16 protein-coding genes are annotated in these 16,272 nt (G+C 62.6%); 8 read left to right on the top strand and 8 right to left on the bottom strand.

Annotation, left to right across the window (positions count from 1 at the left end; genetic code table 11):
* Window positions 1-68: 68 nt before the first annotated feature.
* Window positions 69-1,256: an acyl-CoA dehydrogenase gene (locus HX898_RS18305; protein ID WP_180195329.1), complete on the bottom strand. Its 1,188-nt coding sequence runs from the start codon at window positions 1,254-1,256 to the stop codon at window positions 69-71.
* Window positions 1,257-1,431: 175 nt separating this feature from the next.
* Here HX898_RS18305 and HX898_RS18310 point away from each other — a divergent pair, with 175 nt between their 5' ends.
* Complete coding sequence (locus HX898_RS18310) at window positions 1,432-1,770, top strand: cupin domain-containing protein (RefSeq protein ID WP_138331347.1); 339 nt, start codon at window positions 1,432-1,434, stop codon at window positions 1,768-1,770.
* A 53-nt stretch (window positions 1,771-1,823) separates the two neighbouring features.
* Here the strand turns inward: HX898_RS18310 and HX898_RS18315 are convergent, their stop codons facing one another.
* A complete protein-coding gene (locus HX898_RS18315; protein ID WP_180195330.1) occupies window positions 1,824-2,777 on the bottom strand; it encodes a LysR family transcriptional regulator in 954 nt (317 codons plus the stop codon).
* Window positions 2,778-2,951: 174 nt separating this feature from the next.
* Between HX898_RS18315 and HX898_RS18320 the strand changes: the two genes are divergently transcribed.
* The 7 genes from HX898_RS18320 (at window position 2,952) to mmsB (ending at window position 10,147) form a co-directional block, all read left to right on the top strand.
* On the top strand, window positions 2,952-4,157 hold the full coding sequence (locus HX898_RS18320; protein ID WP_138331349.1) for an ABC transporter substrate-binding protein: 1,206 nt from the start codon (window positions 2,952-2,954) through the stop codon (window positions 4,155-4,157).
* Between the two features lie 5 nt (window positions 4,158-4,162).
* Complete coding sequence (locus HX898_RS18325) at window positions 4,163-4,945, top strand: ABC transporter ATP-binding protein (protein WP_180195331.1); 783 nt, start codon at window positions 4,163-4,165, stop codon at window positions 4,943-4,945.
* On the top strand, window positions 4,945-5,646 hold the full coding sequence (locus tag HX898_RS18330; RefSeq protein WP_180195332.1) for an ABC transporter ATP-binding protein: 702 nt from the start codon (window positions 4,945-4,947) through the stop codon (window positions 5,644-5,646). The genes HX898_RS18325 and HX898_RS18330 overlap by 1 nt, the downstream gene beginning before the upstream one ends.
* 4 nt (window positions 5,647-5,650) lie before the next feature.
* Window positions 5,651-6,538: a branched-chain amino acid ABC transporter permease gene (locus tag HX898_RS18335; protein WP_003547797.1), complete on the top strand. Its 888-nt coding sequence runs from the start codon at window positions 5,651-5,653 to the stop codon at window positions 6,536-6,538.
* Between the two features lies 1 nt (window position 6,539).
* Complete coding sequence (locus tag HX898_RS18340; protein ID WP_029874928.1) at window positions 6,540-7,529, top strand: branched-chain amino acid ABC transporter permease; 990 nt, start codon at window positions 6,540-6,542, stop codon at window positions 7,527-7,529.
* Between the two features lie 131 nt (window positions 7,530-7,660).
* A complete protein-coding gene (locus tag HX898_RS18345; protein WP_180195333.1) occupies window positions 7,661-9,256 on the top strand; it encodes a GMC family oxidoreductase N-terminal domain-containing protein in 1,596 nt (531 codons plus the stop codon).
* 9 nt (window positions 9,257-9,265) lie between these two features.
* Complete coding sequence (gene mmsB / locus HX898_RS18350) at window positions 9,266-10,147, top strand: 3-hydroxyisobutyrate dehydrogenase (RefSeq protein ID WP_180195334.1); 882 nt, start codon at window positions 9,266-9,268, stop codon at window positions 10,145-10,147.
* A gap of 16 nt (window positions 10,148-10,163) precedes the next feature.
* Here mmsB and HX898_RS18355 read toward each other — a convergent pair whose 3' ends face one another.
* The 6 genes from HX898_RS18355 to HX898_RS18380 form a co-directional block, all read right to left on the bottom strand.
* Window positions 10,164-10,922 (bottom strand): fumarylacetoacetate hydrolase family protein, encoded by a 759-nt coding sequence (locus tag HX898_RS18355; RefSeq protein ID WP_180195335.1) that lies wholly within the window; start codon window positions 10,920-10,922, stop codon window positions 10,164-10,166.
* A gap of 78 nt (window positions 10,923-11,000) precedes the next feature.
* Window positions 11,001-12,380 carry an FGGY-family carbohydrate kinase gene (locus tag HX898_RS18360; protein ID WP_180195336.1) on the bottom strand — a complete coding sequence of 460 codons (1,380 nt, stop codon included), beginning with the start codon at window positions 12,378-12,380 and terminating at the stop codon, window positions 11,001-11,003.
* Window positions 12,377-12,697 carry an L-rhamnose mutarotase gene (gene rhaM / locus HX898_RS18365; RefSeq protein WP_138389677.1) on the bottom strand — a complete coding sequence of 107 codons (321 nt, stop codon included), beginning with the start codon at window positions 12,695-12,697 and terminating at the stop codon, window positions 12,377-12,379. The genes HX898_RS18360 and rhaM overlap by 4 nt, the downstream gene beginning before the upstream one ends.
* Window positions 12,694-13,701 (bottom strand): ABC transporter permease, encoded by a 1,008-nt coding sequence (locus HX898_RS18370; RefSeq protein WP_138389676.1) that lies wholly within the window; start codon window positions 13,699-13,701, stop codon window positions 12,694-12,696. The genes rhaM and HX898_RS18370 overlap by 4 nt, the downstream gene beginning before the upstream one ends.
* Window positions 13,698-14,699 (bottom strand): ABC transporter permease, encoded by a 1,002-nt coding sequence (locus HX898_RS18375; RefSeq protein ID WP_138389675.1) that lies wholly within the window; start codon window positions 14,697-14,699, stop codon window positions 13,698-13,700. Before HX898_RS18375 ends, HX898_RS18370 begins: the two co-directional genes overlap by 4 nt.
* 23 nt (window positions 14,700-14,722) lie before the next feature.
* On the bottom strand, window positions 14,723-16,258 hold the full coding sequence (locus tag HX898_RS18380) for a sugar ABC transporter ATP-binding protein (protein ID WP_138389674.1): 1,536 nt from the start codon (window positions 16,256-16,258) through the stop codon (window positions 14,723-14,725).
* Window positions 16,259-16,272 lie beyond the last annotated feature (14 nt).

The following is a 16,272-nucleotide window of genomic DNA, read 5'->3' on the forward strand; positions in this document are numbered from 1 at the left end:
CTCTTGCCGTCGTAGGGAAGGTTGCACATTGTCAGGCGCGTGGCAATTCGCCCTTTCGCGCCAATGCGCTAGTTCGCAAAAGCGGCAATGCCGGTGATCGCCCGGCCGATGATCAGCGCGTGGATGTCGTGCGTGCCCTCATAGGTGTTGACCACTTCGAGGTTGACGAGATGACGGGCGATGCCGAATTCGTCGGAGATGCCGTTGCCGCCGAGCATGTCTCGGGCCGCCCGCGCGATCTCCAGCGCCTTGCCGCAGCTGTTGCGCTTGAGGATCGAGGTCAGTTCCACCGGCGGATGGCCTTCCTCTTTCATGCGGCCAAGCCGTAGGCAGCCCTGAAGGCCGAGCGAGATTTCCGCCACCATGTCGGCGAGCTTCTTCTGGATCAGCTGGTTGGCGGCGAGCGGCCGGCCGAACTGCTTGCGCTCGAGCGTGTATTGCCGGGCTCTCGCATAACAATCCTCGGCAGCACCGAGTGCGCCCCAGGCGATGCCGAAACGGGCGGAGTTGAGGCAGGTGAACGGTCCCTTGAGGCCGGTCACATCAGGCAGAAGGTTTTCCTCAGGCACGAACACCCCGTCCATCACCACCTCGCCGGTGATCGAAGCGCGCAGGCCCACCTTGCCGTGGATCGCAGGCGCCGAAAGTCCTTTCCAGCCCTTTTCGAGGATGAAGCCGCGGATGAGGCCGTCCTCGGTCTTTGCCCAGACGACGAAAACATCGGCGATCGGCGCGTTGGAGATCCAGGTCTTCGAGCCGGTCACGCTGTAGCCGCCGTCCACCTTTTTGGCACGTGTTGCCATCGAGCCGGGGTCGGAGCCGTGATCGGGTTCGGTCAGGCCGAAGCAGCCGATCCATTCGCCGGTGGCGAGTTTCGGCAGGTATTTCAGCTTCTGCGCCTCGGAGCCAAAGGTTTCGATTGGCACCATCACGAGCGAGGACTGCACGCTCATCATCGAGCGGTAACCGCTGTCGACCCGCTCGACCTCGCGGGCGATCAGGCCGTAGGCGACGTAACCGAGGCCGGCGCCGCCATAATCGGGCGAGATCGTCGGGCCGAGCAGGCCGAGTTCGCCCATTTCGCGGAAGATCTCGGGATCGGTCTTTTCATTGCGGAAGGCGTCGAGAACACGGGGAGCAAGCTTTTCCTGCGCATAGGCACGGGCGGTGTCCTGCACCATGCGCTCTTCACTGGTCAGCTGCTCCACCAGGCGGAACGGATCGGCCCAGTCGAAAACTTCGCGTGTATGCTGCATGGCCGCGTCTCCTCATCCCGGTTCTGGCTTGCCTCGCTCAAGTTGGCCATAGACCCGCCAGCCGACCGCGTCAACAGAAGGCGGCAGTCTCGAAAAGACCGGCCGCGCCATCTTTTCAAAAGCGTCGGCATGATCCACTTTGCCCGCGATCGATTCTGGAACGAGGAGGCGGAAAATGTCGTCAAGCGATCTGTTCGTATCGGCCGAAGGCGCCGAATGGGTCAATCCCGAGCCCGGCGTCGTCAGGCGCATTATGACCTATCTGCCCGAGATGATGCTGGTGGAAGTGGCCTTCGAAAGCGGCGCCGTGGGCGCGGCCCATTCGCATCCGCACATCCAGGCAAGCTACGTCGCCGAAGGCAGTTTCGAAGTGACGATCGATGGCCGGACCGAGGTGCTCAAGCAGGGCGGCAGCTTCATTGTGCCCCCCAATCTGGTGCATGGCGTCAAGGCGCTGGAAAAGGGCCGGCTGATCGATGCATTCACCCCGCACCGGGCCGAATTCCTGAAGTAACCAGAGCATGATGCTGAAAACTGTGAGCGGTTTCGGACGGCATCATGCTCTAATTAAACGTCCGCTCTTGTCCGGCGCGCAGGGCCGGCGGCCGTGACATAGGGCGGCACGAAGCGCGCATCTTCGCCGCGCACCGCCTCGCGCAGGAAATCGATGACGGCGCGCACGCGCGGCGCCTGTTTCAGGTCGCGATGGCAGGTGATCCAGTAATGGCGCTTGAGGTCGATTTCCTCGGGCAGCACGCGCACGAGTTCGGGATAACGGCTGGCGAAGAAATAGGGCAGGATGCAGAGGCCGAGGCCGTTTCTGGTGGCAGTGAGCTGCGCGAAGATGCTGGAGCTCTGGAACTGCGGCTTGATGCGCGGATGCACATCGCCGAGATAATCCAGGCCCGGCGCGAAAATCATCTCCTCGATATAGCTGACGAAAGGATGGCCGAGCAGGTCTTCGCGACAGGTGATCGGCGCGGCTTTCGCCAGATAGTCGCGCGAGCCGTAGACCTGCAGGTGGTAGTCCGTCAGCTTCTCGGCGAAATAAGCCCCGCCCTTCGGCTCGTCGAGCACGACGGAAAGATCGGCCTCCTTGCGCGACAGCGACATGATCTGCTGGATCGTCACCAATTCCAGCGCCAGATGCGGATGCTGGGCGGCAAACTGCGGCAGCACGGTTGCGAAGAAGAAATTGGCAAAACCCTCCGGCGCGCTCAGCCGCACAAGGCCGCGCTGCGCCATCGAGCCGTCGGCGAGGTCGGCGCGCAGCCGCTCGGTCTCCTGCTCCATCCTTTCGGCCGTCTCGACGAAGCGCGTGCCCATGGCAGTCAGTACGTAGCCGCGCGGATTGCGCTCGAACAGCTTGACCTTGAGGGTGAACTCCAGCCGGTCGATGCGGCGTGAGACGGTGGCGTGGCTGGAACGCAGCTGACGGGCCGCCGTCGACAGCTGTCCGGTGCGGGCGACGGCTAGAAAAAACTGCAGATCGTCCCAAGTAAACTGCGGTGGATTGTTCATCGCGATCCTCTCTGTTCAAAAATGAACAGATACTGTTTGGAATTAGTTGTAAATCACCCGTTGCCTCAGGGCGGGATTTCCGTGATCGTAAGGTGAGGGTCCGTCGTCCTGAGGAGTGCGACTGGCCAAATTTGAACAGATCCGCAATCTGGCCAATCTCTGGGAGGAGAGAATATGCGTAAGAATCTCATTGCATCAGTTGCATTTCTGCTTGCGAGCAGCACTGCGGTGCTCGCGCAGAGCGCGACCGACGGCAAGGTCAAGATCGGCATCCTGAACGACCAGTCGGGTGTCTATGCCGATTTCGGCGGCAAGTCCTCCGTCGAAGCCGCCAAGATGGCGGTCGAGGATTTCGGCGGCAAGGTGCTCGACGTTCCGGTCGAGATCGTTGATGCCGATCACCAGAACAAGCCTGATATCGCCTCCAACATCGCCCGCCAGTGGTACGACACCGAACAGGTGGATGCGATCATGGAACTGACGACCTCGTCGGTGGCGCTCGCCGTGCAGGCGATCGGCAAGGAAAAGAAGAAGATCGACATCGTCACGGGTGCTGCGACGACGGATCTCACCGGCAAGGCCTGCTCGCCTTACGGTTTCCATTGGGCCTACGACACCCATGCACTCGCCGTCGGCACGGGCGGCGCGCTCGTCAAGCAGGGCGGCGACAGCTGGTTCTTCCTGACGGCCGACTATGCCTTCGGCTACTCGCTGGAGCAGCAGACCAGCGATTACGTCAAGGCGAGCGGCGGCAAGGTCGTCGGCGCCGTCCGCCATCCGCTGTCGACCCAGGACTTCTCGTCCTTCCTGCTGCAGGCGCAATCGTCCGGCGCCAAGGTGATCGGCCTTGCCAATGCCGGCCTCGATACCGCGAACGCCATCAAGCAGGCGGCCGAATTCGGCATCACCCAGGGCGGCCAGCATCTGGCGGCGCTGCTCTTCACGCTCGCCGAAGTCCATGGTCTCGGCCTTGAGGCGGCTCAAGGGTTGACGTTGACGGAAGGCTATTACTGGAACCGCGACGACGAGAGCCGCGCCTTCGCCAAGAAGTTCTTCGCCCGCACCGGCAAGATGCCGAACATGATCCATGCCGGCACCTATTCGGCGGTGACACAATATCTGAAGGCGGTGCAGAAGGCCGGCACCGACGAAACGGAAGCCGTCGCCAAGCAGCTGCATGAAATGCCGGTCGACGACGTCTTCGGCCGCGGCGGCACGGTCGGCGCCAATGGCCGCATGATCCACGATATGTATCTGCTGCAGGTCAAGAAGCCTTCCGAGAGCAAGGAGCCGTGGGATTATTTCAACGTGCTCGCCACCATTCCCGGCAAGGAAGCCTATATCGATCCCGCCAAGAGCGGCTGCGATCTGGTAAAGTAAGCACGATGGCGGTTTCCGCAATTGAAACACAGGAAAAGCCGCGGGTGGTCTTGTCCGCCCGCGGCCTGCGCCGCGATTTCGGCGGCTTCACGGCCGTCAAGAATGTCGATCTCGACGTGCATGACGCAAGCGTGCATGCGCTGATCGGCCCGAATGGCGCCGGCAAGACCACGGTCTTTAACCTGTTGACGAAATTCCTGCAGCCGACGGCGGGCACGATCACGCTGATGGGCACCGATATTACCAAAACGCCGCCCGATAAGGTGGCGCGCATGGGGCTGGTGCGCTCCTTCCAGATCTCGGCTGTCTTTCCGCATCTGACCGTTCTCGACAATGTGCGCGTGGCGCTGCAGCGGCCGAACAATCTTTCCACACAGTTCTGGCGGCCGCTTTCCGCACTCGACCGGCTGAACGAGCGCGCCGAGCAGCTGCTCGCCAGCGTCGGACTGTCCAAGGAGCGCGATCACATCGCCGCCGATCTTTCCTATGGCCGCAAGCGGGTGCTGGAGATCGCCACCACGCTGGCATTGGATCCGAAAGTGCTGCTGCTCGACGAGCCGATGGCCGGTATGGGGCAGGAGGATGTCGGCGTCGTCTCATCGATCATCCGGGAAGTCGCCCGCGACCGCGCCGTATTGATGGTCGAGCACAATCTGTCCGTCGTCGCCAATATCTGCCAGCATGTCACCGTGCTGCAGCGCGGCGAGATTCTCGCCGAGGGCGATTATGCCACGGTCAGCCAGGACGAGCGCGTCCGCGTGGCTTACATGGGCACGGAGGAGCATTGATGGCCGCTCTCCTCGAGGTCCAGGGGCTCAATGCCTGGTACGGCGAAAGCCACGTCCTGCATGGCGTCGACATGCGCGTGGCGGAAGGCGAGACGATCACCATTCTCGGCCGCAACGGCGTCGGCAAGACGACGACGCTGCGCACCATCACCGGCATCGTGCGGTCCCGCAAGGGAAAAATCAGCTTTGCCGGCAGCGATATGATGCAGGTGCCGCTGCACAAGACGGCGCATCGGGGCATCGGCTTCGTGCCGGAGGAGCGCGGCATCTTCTCGACGCTCACCGTTTCGGAAAACCTGCTGCTGCCGCCAGTCGTGGCAGGAGGCGGCATGACGCTCGACGAAATCTACGAGCTTTTCCCCAATCTCTACGAGCGCCGCGCCAGCCCGGGCACCAAGCTTTCCGGCGGCGAGCAGCAGATGCTGGCGATCGCCCGAATCCTCCGCACCGGCGTCAGGCTGCTCATTCTCGACGAACCGACGGAAGGGCTTGCCCCCGTTATCGTCCAGCGCATTGGCGAGGTGCTGAAGACGCTGAAGGAGCGCGGCATGACGATCCTGCTCGTCGAGCAGAATTTCCGTTTCGCCAGCCGTATTGCCGATCGCTTCTATCTGATGGATCATGGGCAGATGGTGTCGGAATTCCCGGTCGGTGAACTGCCGCAGCGCATGGATACGCTGCACAAGGTTCTGGGAGTATGACCAGATGACGATGATCTTCGGCATTCCCCTGCAGGCGCTGTTCGGCCAGCTGCTGATCGGCCTGATCAACGGCTCGTTCTATGCGCTGCTCAGCCTCGGCCTCGCCATCATCTTCGGCCTGCTCCGGGTGATCAACTTCGCCCATGGCGCGCAATATATGCTCGGCGCCTTCGTCGCCTATCTGCTGCTGACCTATGCCGGGATCGGCTACTGGCCGTCATTGATCCTGGCGCCCGTTATCGTCGGCCTTGCCGGGGCAATCATCGAGCGGCTGTTCCTGCGCCGGCTCTATGATCTCGATCCGCTCTACGGCCTGCTCTTCACCTTCGGGCTGGCGCTCGCGGTCGAGGGGACCTTCCGCTATCTCTATGGCTCCTCCGGCCAGCCCTATGCGACGCCGGCGGCGCTCGCCGGCGGGGCGAACCTCGGCTTCATGTTCCTGCCGATCTATCGCGGCTGGGTGGTGGTCGTCTCGCTCGTCGTCTGCCTCGGCACCTGGCTGCTGATCGAAAAGACCAAGCTCGGGGCTTACTTGCGCGCCGCCACGGAAAACGCCGTGCTGGTGCAGGTCTTCGGCGTCAACGTGCCGGTGCTCTTGACGCTCACCTACGCGCTTGGCGCCGGTCTTGCCGCCTTTGCCGGCGTGCTGGCGGCGCCGATCTACCAGGTCTCGCCGCTGATGGGATCGAACATGATCATCGTCGTTTTCGCCGTCGTCGTCGTCGGTGGCATGGGATCGATCATGGGCGCGATCATCACCGGTTATGTACTCGGCATCGCCGAGGGCCTGACCAAGGTCTTCTATCCCGAGGCGTCCAACATCGTGATCTTCGTCATCATGGCGATCGTGCTTCTCATCAGGCCCGCGGGCCTCTTCGGACGGGATGCTTGACATGGCTGACATCACCGAAACCATCCAATCGGAAAAAAGCCGAACCGCTCTTTCAGTGCAGGCGGGTTTCCTGGTCGCCGGGCTGCTGCTTCTGCTGCTGGCGCCGTTCTTTTTCTATCCGATCTTCCTGATGAAGCTGCTCTGCTTCGCGCTCTTTGCCTGCGCCTTCAACCTGCTGCTCGGCTATACCGGCCTGCTGTCCTTCGGCCACGCCACCTTCTTCGGCGGTGCCGCCTATTTCACCGCCTATACGGTGAAGGAATGGGGCCTGCCGCCGGAACTCGGCATCCTGATCGGCGTGGCGGGTGCGGCGTTTCTCGGTCTCGTCATGGGCTTCTTCGCCATCCGCCGCCAGGGCATCTATTTCGCGATGATCACGCTGGCGCTGTCGCAGATGTTCTTCTTCTTCTGCCTGCAGGCGGAGTTCACCGAGGGCGAGGACGGCATCCAGTCCGTGCCCCGCGGCCATCTCTTCGGCTTCATCGATCTGAACAGCTCGACCAACATGTATTATTTCGTGCTGGCCGTCTTCCTGGTCGGCATCCTGATCATCTGGCGCTTCATCAATTCGCCCTTCGGCATGATCCTGAAATCGATCCGCGAAAACGAGCAACGGGCAATCTCGCTCGGCTATTCTGTAGCACGCTACAAGCTGGGCGCCTTCGTCATGTCGGCCGCTCTTGCCGGTCTCGCGGGTGCCGTGAAATCGATCGTCTTCCAGTTCGCGACGCTGACCGATGTCGCCTGGCAGATGTCGGGCGAGGTGATCCTGATGACGCTGCTCGGCGGCATCGGTACGCTGATCGGCCCGCTCTTCGGCGCCGGGCTGGTGGTGGTGCTGGAAAACTACCTCGCCACCTCGGAATTCCCGGTGACGATCATCACCGGCATCGTCTTCATGGTCTGCGTGCTGATCTTCCGCCGCGGCATCATCGGCGAATTCTACGCCTCGCGGCTAGGGCGTAAACTGGGCTTCGTCTATCGCCGCTGAACGGGCGGACCTCTCTCTTTCCGGAAAGAATTACTCTTTCGGAAAAGAGACGGGCGGCGGCGCTGCGACTCTTCCTCTCCCCGTGCCGCGGGGAGGGGGAAGCGGCAAGCATCTGGAGTCTCGTGCGGGGCATGGATCGTTACGACTATATCATCGTCGGGGCAGGCAGCGCCGGCTGCGTGCTCGCCAACCGGCTGTCCGCCGACGGCAGGAGCCGGGTTCTGCTGCTCGAAGCCGGCGGCAGCGACAACTACCACTGGATCCATATTCCGGTCGGTTATCTTTATTGCATCAACAATCCGCGTACCGACTGGTGCTTCACCACGGCGCCGGAAGCGGGATTGAACGGCCGGGCGCTGAGCTATCCGCGCGGCAAGGTGCTCGGCGGCTGTTCGTCGATCAACGGCATGATCTACATGCGCGGCCAGGCGCGCGATTACGACCTCTGGCGGCAGATGGGCTGCAGCGGCTGGGGCTGGGACGATATTCTGCCCTTCTTCCGCAAGTCGGAGGACTTTTATCGCGGCGAAGACGAGATGCATGGTGCCGGCGGTGAATGGCGCATCGAGAAAGCGCGCGTGCGCTGGGCCGTGCTCGATGCCTTCCAGCAGGCTGCCAGGGAAGCGGGCATCCCGGAGACTGCGGATTTCAACCGCGGCAGCAACGAGGGCTCCGGCTATTTCGACGTCAACCAGCGTTCCGGCATTCGCTGGAATACCTCGAAGGCCTTCCTGCGGCCGGCGATGAGGCGCTCCAACCTGACCGTGCTGACCAAGGCGCAAGTTCGGCGGCTGCTGGTGGAGGAGGGTGCCGTTGCCGGTGTCGAATTCCAGCATCGGGGCGTAGCGAAACGCGCCTACGCGGCGAAAGAAACCGTCCTGTCAGCCGGATCGATCGGTTCGCCGCATATCCTGGAACTGTCAGGCATCGGCAGGGGCGAGGTTCTCCAGCGGGCCGGCGTCGATGTCGTCACCGAGGTCAAGGGTGTCGGCGAGAACCTGCAGGACCATCTGCAGCTGCGTCTGGCCTATAAGGTGACGGGGGTTCCGACGCTGAACGAGAAGGCGACAAAGCTCATCGGCAAGGCGGCGATCGGGCTCGAATATCTCGTCCGCCGCTCCGGGCCGATGGCGATGGCGCCGAGCCAGCTCGGAATCTTTACCCGATCAGGCCCGGACCGGGAAACGCCTGATCTGCAATATCACGTGCAGCCGGTCTCGCTGGAAAAATTCGGCGATCCCGTCCATCCTTTCCCGGCGATTACTGCGAGCGTCTGCAATCTGAGGCCGGAAAGCCGCGGTTCGGTCCACCTGTCCAGCCCGGATTTTGCCGCTCAGCCGACGATCAGCCCGAAATACCTCTCGACGCAGCGCGATCGTGACATAGCTGTCCGTTCAATACGGTTGACGCGCAAGATCGTCGCGCAGCCTTCGTTTGCCCGTTTCAGGCCGGAGGAATTCAAGCCGGGGCCTGCCTATCAGACGGAGGCCGATCTGGAGCGGGCGGCGGGCGAGATCGGCACGACGATCTTCCATCCTGTCGGCACCTGCCGCATGGGCGCCGACAGGGACAGCGTCGTCGACCCCAGACTGAGACTCCGGGCGCTCGGCAAGCTCAGGATCGCCGACGCCTCGGTGATGCCGTCGATCACCTCGGGCAACACCAATTCGCCGACCATCATGATCGCCGAAAAGGCGGCAGCGATGATCCTCGAAGACAATCGATAGGAGAAGACCATGGCAAGGATCGCATTCATCGGCCTCGGCAACATGGGTGGGCCGATGGCCGCCAATCTGGTCAAATCAGGTCACGAGGTCCTCGGCTTCGATCTCGCGGCTTCGGTGCTGAAGGCGGCCGAGGAGAGCGGCGTCAAGCCGGCAAGCCATGCCAGCCAGGCGGTCAAGGACGCGGACATCATCATCACCATGCTGCCGCAGGGCAGACACGTGCTGACGGCCTGGACCGATATCCTGCAGTCCGCCGCGCAAGGTACACTGGTGATCGATTGCTCGACCATCGATGTCGAAAGCAGCCGCAAAGCGCATGAGATGGCCAAGGCCGCAAGCTGCCTGTCGCTCGACGCCCCGGTCTCCGGCGGCACGAGCGGGGCGACCGCAGGCACGCTGACCTTCATGGCCGGCGGCTCGGAAGACGCCTTCGCCAAGGCAAAGCCGATCCTGGAGGCGATGGGAAAGAAGATCGTCCATTGCGGCGAGGCCGGCGCCGGCCAAGCGGCGAAGATCTGCAACAACATGATCCTAGGCATTTCGATGGTGGGCGTCTGCGAGGCCTTCGTGCTCGCCGAAAAGCTTGGGCTCTCGCATCAGGCGCTGTTCGACGTTGCCTCGACCTCGTCGGGCCAGTGCTGGTCGATCAATACCTATTGCCCGGTGCCCGGACCGGTGCCGACCTCTCCTGCGAATAATGACTACAAACCGGGTTTTGCCGCAGCACTGATGCTGAAGGATCTCAGGCTTTCACAAGAAGCGGCACTGACGAGCGGCGCCTCCACCCCGCTCGGCGCGGAAGCAGCACAGCTTTTCGCGCTCTTCGAGAAGCAGGGCAATGGCGGAAAGGACTTTTCCGCCATTATCGAGATGTTCCGCGAGAAGGCGTAAGCACCGCGGCGTCAAATCAACCCTTCGACACCGAGAAGCTGAGCCTGATGTCGCCGAGCAGGATGTCGATCTCGCCGGGTTCGGTCAGTTCGATCGCGCCGCTCAACGTGCCTGTCGTGATGAGTGCACCTGATTTCAGCGATGTCTCGGGGCGCAAGCCGTCATTGGCGTAATCGACGAGCCAGGTGAGGACGTCGCCTTTCGGATGCTGCGCCGGACCATCATAAATCGTACGGCCGGCATGGGTGACCTTGAGCGGCGTTCCCCCAACGGTGTCGACAACACTTTTTTCGACCTCCGGGCCGAGTACATAGCCGCTATTGCCGAGGCGGTCGGCGACGAACAGCAGAAACGAAACGCTGCCGCTTTCCTTCACAGCGCTGACCAGCAGCTCGGCGCCGAGATAGACAGCGGAAATCGCCTCGACCACGTCGGCGCGGCTGTAGGGAACGCCCGCGCGGACCGGCAGGTCGCTGCCGAGACGGACGGCGATCTCGGTCTCGAATTTCAGGCCCGGATACCAGGGAATGTCCGCGCCCGAAACGGCTTTGGCATAGGGATACAGCGTACCGGCGACCGCTTGGCCCTGCGGCGAGACCGTGACTTTCCAGGCATTGCTCGAAATACGGTCCGCAGCAGTGAGCAAATTCTGCGCCTCCATCGCCTGATGCAGATCGGCTGGCAGCGCGAAAGTGTCCGTGGCCTCCTGCAGGCCGGCCTGGCGCAGGCTGTGAAGCCGGGCGGCAAGGGCGCGCGGATCGAATGTCTCTGTCATGCTATCTCCTCGACATGATTTTGGAGTGCCACACTAGCGGCAAGACGAGGACGAACAAGGCCGTTCTTGGAAAAGGTCCTATTCCATCGCTGCGTGCCAGCGATCGCGATAGGTGGTCAGTCCTGGGATATCGGTCGGCGGAATATGCGTCTCGGCACCCGATACCGGCCGGATGCCGGTGAGAAGGGCAGCACCCTGGCTGGTGCCGGTCGAGCCCGGAAGGGCCATGACCTCGCGGCCGGTCAGGGCGGCGAGCAGCTTGAGATAGGTCCCATTGAGGGCAAAAGGCCCTTCGACGATAACGGGGCCTTTGGCACCGATCAGGCCGAGGCAGGCATCGGTCATCAAAGCGAGATAGAGACAGGCAGCGGCAGAGCGCTCCTCGCGGCTTGCCTCTTCGGCGCCGATCCAGCGGCTTGTCTTTCCCGGAAAGGGTCCGGAACCGGGCGCGATATTCGGCAGGAGTATCATGCCCTTGCCGATAACCGGGCCGATTGCCGCCTGAGCGGCTTTTTCGCCGACAGGACCGATTTCGGCCGACAGGATCTCGAATTCCCGGCCACCCATGAAACGCGAGGAGGGGACGGCGCGGCCATAAGCATCGACATTGGCGAGCGCATCGCGTTTCGGATCGAGGTGACCGAGATCGCCGCCGACGCCGAAATTGATAACCCATGTGCCTGTGGAGACGACGGCGAAGGGTGCTTCGCGATGGACGAGATGCGGCAGCAGCGAGGCATTGGAATCGTGAATGCCGCAATAGACCGGCACGGGTGCGGCGAGGCCGAGCTCCGTGGCTATATCCGGCAGGACTGGGCCAAGCGCATCGAAAGCGGAACGGATCGGCGCCATGAGGTCGCGAATGCCCAGCCTGTCGACGAGCGAGGAATAGTGGCCCTCCCTCGGGTTCCAGAGGTCGGTGTGGCAGCCGAGCGAGGTCAGCTCATTGGCGGCGATACCCGTCAGCCGCGCCGTCCAATATTGCGCATAGGTGAGGATGGTCGCAACCTTGGCAAATTCCTCGGGATAGGCGGTCTTCTGGTAGTGCAGCTGCGCGCCGACGTTCAGACCCATCGCCAGGTGCGGCGAGAAGGTTTCGTCGAAGGAGGGGCGGAGCGCCGTATAGGCGTCGCGGATTTCCTGCGGATATTCGTGTTCGTAGTCGATGACAGGCATGGCAAGCGTGTCGTCTCGGGCAAGCAGTGCAGCGGATGCACCATGGGTGGTGATCGAAATGGCGTCGAAGCCAGGTTCGCGCGCAAGGCTCTTCAGTGCATCGAGCGCAAAGGACCAGAGAGCCTCTACGTCGTAATGCGGATAGAGACCGGTTTTGATCGCGATATTCGGCCGTTTCAGGACGACGATCTCGGCGCCCGTCTCGCTGTCGAGGACGACGACCTTGGCATTCGTCTTGCCGATGTCGAGGACGGCGATGCGGCGATAGGAGGTGGCGTTCATGGCATATGGAAGACGGTGACCAGGTCGCTCTGGACCGGCGAATTATCGGGATTGGTCGCCATGATGTCGGCCATGTGCGCCCACCACTTCTTCATCACCGGATGGTCCGGCAGGCTCGCCATCGTGTGGTCGGCCGGCCGCGTCAACACGCCGAACAGCGTGTTGGTCTCGCGATCGAGATGAATGGAATAGTCGCTGGCGCCCGACTTGTGCAGAAGATCGACCAGTTCCGGCCAGATCTCGTCATGCCGCCTGCGGTATTCGGCTTCCATGCCGGGATTGAGCTGCATCTTGAAGGCGTGTTTTTCTAAAGTCATCGGGAGCTCATGACCTTGATGCGACGGGCGATGATCGGGATGGCGATGGTGATGATCAGAAGCAGGCCGATGAAGATCGACATGACGATGCCGGGCACGTTCAGCAGGCCGAGGCCGAAGGTGACGAGGCCCATTACGAAGGCGGCGATGACGACGCCGACGATGGTGCCGGAACCGCCGAGGATCGAGATGCCGCCGAGCACGACCATGGTGACGACCTCGAGTTCCCAGCCCTGGGCGATCGACGGCCGGGTCGAGCCGAGGCGTGAGGTCAGGCAGACGGCGGCAACGCCGCTCATGACGCCGGTCAACAGGAAGAGGATGAATTTGACGCGCTCGACCGGAATGCCGGAGAAGCGGGCGGCGAAGTCGTTGTTGCCGATCGCATAGACCTGCCGGCCGAAATTCGTCGCATGCAGCAGCACGGCGAAGAGGATCGCCAGCACGATGAAGAGCACGAATTCGAAGGAGAATACCCAGACGACATAGCCCTGGCCGAAATAGGCGAAATCAGCCGGGTATTTGCCATAGGCTTGGTCGCCGAGGACGATATAGGAAATGCCGCGGAAAAGGCTCATCGTGCCGATGGTGACGACGATCGACGGCAGTTTCAGCACCGAGACCAGAACGCCGTTGAAGATGCCGCAGGCAAGGCCGGTGCCGATGCCGATCGCGACCAGGCCCGGTGTGCCGATGCCGAGCTGTGCTGCCGCGCCCATTGCCGTCGAGGCGAGCGCGATGATCGCGGCGACCGAGAGGTCGATCTCGCCCGATATGACGAGCAGTGCCATGGCGAAGGCGATCATTGCCTTTTCGGTGAAATTGAAGGTGGCGTCCGAGAGGTTCCAGGCATCGAGGAAATAGGGCGAGGCCAGCGAATTGAAGATGAAGATCAGGATGGCGACGGCAAAGAGCAGCACTTCCCAGCTCGCGGCGATGCGGCGGAAGGGTGTGCCGAGGCGGTCGGGGATGACCCGCTTTTCGTGTGTGGACACGGTGCTCATACTACGGCCTCCGTTCTGATCTCGGCTGCGGCGCGGTCGCGCAGGATGATGCGGCCGCGGTTGCGCTCGCGCCTGGCGTTGAAGGCGACGGCGAGAATGATGACGGTTCCGGAGATTGCCATCTGCGTGAAGGGTGAAATGCCGATGACCGGCAGTGCATTCTTGATGACGCCGAGGAAAAGCGCGCCGAGCACGGTGCCGGCGACCGAGCCGACGCCGCCGGCAATCGAGATGCCGCCGATGACGCAGGCCGCGACGCTGTCGAGCTCGAAGCCGTTGGCGATATCGACATAGGCGACGGCATAACGCGACACCCAGAGATAGCTCGCAAGGCCGGCTAGCGCGCCCGACAGGACGAAGGCCAGGAATTTCGTCCAGCCCGTATCGATGCCGGCATAGACGGCCGCGGTCGGATTGCCGCCGGTCGCATAGGCCGAGCGGCCGAACTGGGTGTATCTGAGCAGGACATACATCAGAAGCACGATGACGATGCCCACCCAGCCGAGAACTGGCAGGCCGAGGATCGGCGTGCGCGGCACCGACAAGAAGACCGGCGTCATCTGGTGGGCGTTCACCCACGCCCCGCCCGAGAGCACGAAGGCCATGCCGCGGTAGATGGTGAGCGTGCCGAGCGTGACGACGATCGGCGGGATTTCGAGCGCCCAGACGAGAAAGCCGTTGATAGCGCCGAGGCAGGCGCCGATCACGATCGCGGCAAGGATGAGCACGACGAGCGGCAGATCGGGATAGGCGGCATTCATCATCGCGATCGCCATGCCGGTGAAGGCGAGGTTGGCGGCGACGGACAGGTCGATCGATTTCGTCAGGATGACCGTCATCTGCGCCAGCGCCAGGATGATCAGGATGGAGGTATCGTTGAAAATGCCGGCGAGATTCTCCGGCGTTGCGAAATCGGCAGCGCGCGTCGAAAAGATCGCGATCATCACGACGATGATGAGGAACAGCAGGGTTTCGCGTTTTCTGATCAGTCTTGCCATGCTCTTACCTTGCATTGCGGGCCTCATGCATTGCCAGTGGCGGCGCGCACCAGCGCTTCCGGAGACAGCTCGGCGCGTTCGAAAATCCCGGCGGCGAGCCCCTCTTTCATCACCAGGACGCGGTCCGACATGCCGATGATTTCGGGCAGTTCGGACGAGACCATGATGATCGACAGGCCCTCGGCGGCGAGTTCGCTGATGAAGCCGTGCACGGCCGCCTTCGAGCCGATGTCGATGCCCTTTGTGGGTTCATCGAGGATGATGACCTTCGGCGCGGTCGCCAGCCATTTGCCGATGACGACCTTCTGCTGATTGCCGCCGGAGAGCGTGCCGACCGGGACGGAAAGGGCGGCTGCGCGTAAGTCCAGCCGCTCGGCATATTTGCGGGCGAGCGCGAATTCTTCTGCCGCCCTGAGGAAGCCCCGGCGCGAGGTGCGGGTAAGCGACGGCAGCGTCATGTTCTGGAAGATCGGCATCGGCAGCGCCAGCCCGTGGCGGCCGCGTTCCTCCGGCACATAGACGATGCCGGCGCGAATCGCGTCCTGCGGCGAATGGATGGTGATCTCGCGGCCTTCGAGCATCATCTTGCCGGAGAGCGGCCTGGTGATGCCGAAGAGCGATTGTGACAGTTCCGAACGCCCGGCGCCGATCAGGCCGTAGATGCCGAGAATCTCGCCCTGGCGCAGGGTGAAGGAGATGTCGCGGAATTCGGTGCGGTGGCTGTAATTGCGGATCTCGAGAACCGGGCCGCCGATGGCAACATCGACCTTCGGAAAGGCATTCTCGACGTCGCGGCCGACCATCATGCGGACGATCTCGTCTTGCGGCGTTTCCTTGAGCCGGCCCTGGCCGACGGCGCGGCCGTCGCGGAAGACGACGAAATCGTCGGCGATCTCGTAGACCTCGTCGAACTTATGGCTGATGAAGAGGATCGCCTTGCCCTTTTCCCTCAGGCCGCGGACGATGCGGAAGAGATCGTCGATCTCCTTGCGGGAAAGGGCTGCCGTCGGTTCGTCCATGATGACGATTCGGGCCTCGATCGACAGAGCGCGCGCGATCGCCACCAGATGGCGCTGCGCGATCGAGAGGTCCTTCAGCCGGATTGTCGGATCTATATTGCTTTCGAGCGCGGTCAGCAGTGCCTTGGCGCGGCTGTTCATCGCCTGCCAGTCGATGGTGCGCAGACGCGTGCGCGGCGCATGGCCGAGGAAAATGTTTTCGGCAACCGTCAGTTCGTCGAACAGCACGGTTTCCTGATGGATGGCGGTGACGCCGGCGTCGATTGCTGCCTGGGCGCTGGCAAAGGTCACCGGCTGGCCGTCGACCCGGATCTCGCCTTCGTTCGGCCTGTATATGCCGGTCAGGATCTTGACGAGCGTCGATTTGCCGGCGCCGTTTTCGCCGATCAGCGCGGTCACCGTGCCGGGATGCAGCGCGATGCTGACATTGTCGAGCGCCTTCACGCCCGGAAAGATCTGGGAGATGCCGCGCATTTCCAGAATGGCGGGCGCATCACCGGTTTTGCTGTCCGTGGCGGTTTGTTGAAAGGCAGCGTTCATCAAGCTTCTACCAG

Origin of the sequence: Rhizobium sp. WYCCWR 11128, assembly GCF_013416305.1 — a bacterium.
GTDB lineage: Bacteria > Pseudomonadota > Alphaproteobacteria > Rhizobiales > Rhizobiaceae > Rhizobium > Rhizobium indicum.

Excerpts from the sequence above, each read along its gene's own strand:
- HX898_RS18305 (WP_180195329.1), bottom strand. The coding sequence starts at position 1,256 with ATGCAGCATACACGCGAAGTTTTCGACTGGGCCGATCCGTTCCGCCTG.
- HX898_RS18310 (WP_138331347.1), top strand. The coding sequence starts at position 1,432 with ATGTCGTCAAGCGATCTGTTCGTATCGGCCGAAGGCGCCGAATGGGTC.
- HX898_RS18315 (WP_180195330.1), bottom strand. The coding sequence starts at position 2,777 with ATGAACAATCCACCGCAGTTTACTTGGGACGATCTGCAGTTTTTTCTA.
- HX898_RS18320 (WP_138331349.1), top strand. The coding sequence starts at position 2,952 with ATGCGTAAGAATCTCATTGCATCAGTTGCATTTCTGCTTGCGAGCAGC.
- HX898_RS18325 (WP_180195331.1), top strand. The coding sequence starts at position 4,163 with ATGGCGGTTTCCGCAATTGAAACACAGGAAAAGCCGCGGGTGGTCTTG.
- HX898_RS18330 (WP_180195332.1), top strand. The coding sequence starts at position 4,945 with ATGGCCGCTCTCCTCGAGGTCCAGGGGCTCAATGCCTGGTACGGCGAA.
- HX898_RS18335 (WP_003547797.1), top strand. The coding sequence starts at position 5,651 with ATGACGATGATCTTCGGCATTCCCCTGCAGGCGCTGTTCGGCCAGCTG.
- HX898_RS18340 (WP_029874928.1), top strand. The coding sequence starts at position 6,540 with ATGGCTGACATCACCGAAACCATCCAATCGGAAAAAAGCCGAACCGCT.
- HX898_RS18345 (WP_180195333.1), top strand. The coding sequence starts at position 7,661 with ATGGATCGTTACGACTATATCATCGTCGGGGCAGGCAGCGCCGGCTGC.
- mmsB (WP_180195334.1), top strand. The coding sequence starts at position 9,266 with ATGGCAAGGATCGCATTCATCGGCCTCGGCAACATGGGTGGGCCGATG.
- HX898_RS18355 (WP_180195335.1), bottom strand. The coding sequence starts at position 10,922 with ATGACAGAGACATTCGATCCGCGCGCCCTTGCCGCCCGGCTTCACAGC.
- HX898_RS18360 (WP_180195336.1), bottom strand. The coding sequence starts at position 12,380 with ATGAACGCCACCTCCTATCGCCGCATCGCCGTCCTCGACATCGGCAAG.
- rhaM (WP_138389677.1), bottom strand. The coding sequence starts at position 12,697 with ATGACTTTAGAAAAACACGCCTTCAAGATGCAGCTCAATCCCGGCATG.
- HX898_RS18370 (WP_138389676.1), bottom strand. The coding sequence starts at position 13,701 with ATGAGCACCGTGTCCACACACGAAAAGCGGGTCATCCCCGACCGCCTC.
- HX898_RS18375 (WP_138389675.1), bottom strand. The coding sequence starts at position 14,699 with ATGGCAAGACTGATCAGAAAACGCGAAACCCTGCTGTTCCTCATCATC.
- HX898_RS18380 (WP_138389674.1), bottom strand. The coding sequence starts at position 16,258 with ATGAACGCTGCCTTTCAACAAACCGCCACGGACAGCAAAACCGGTGAT.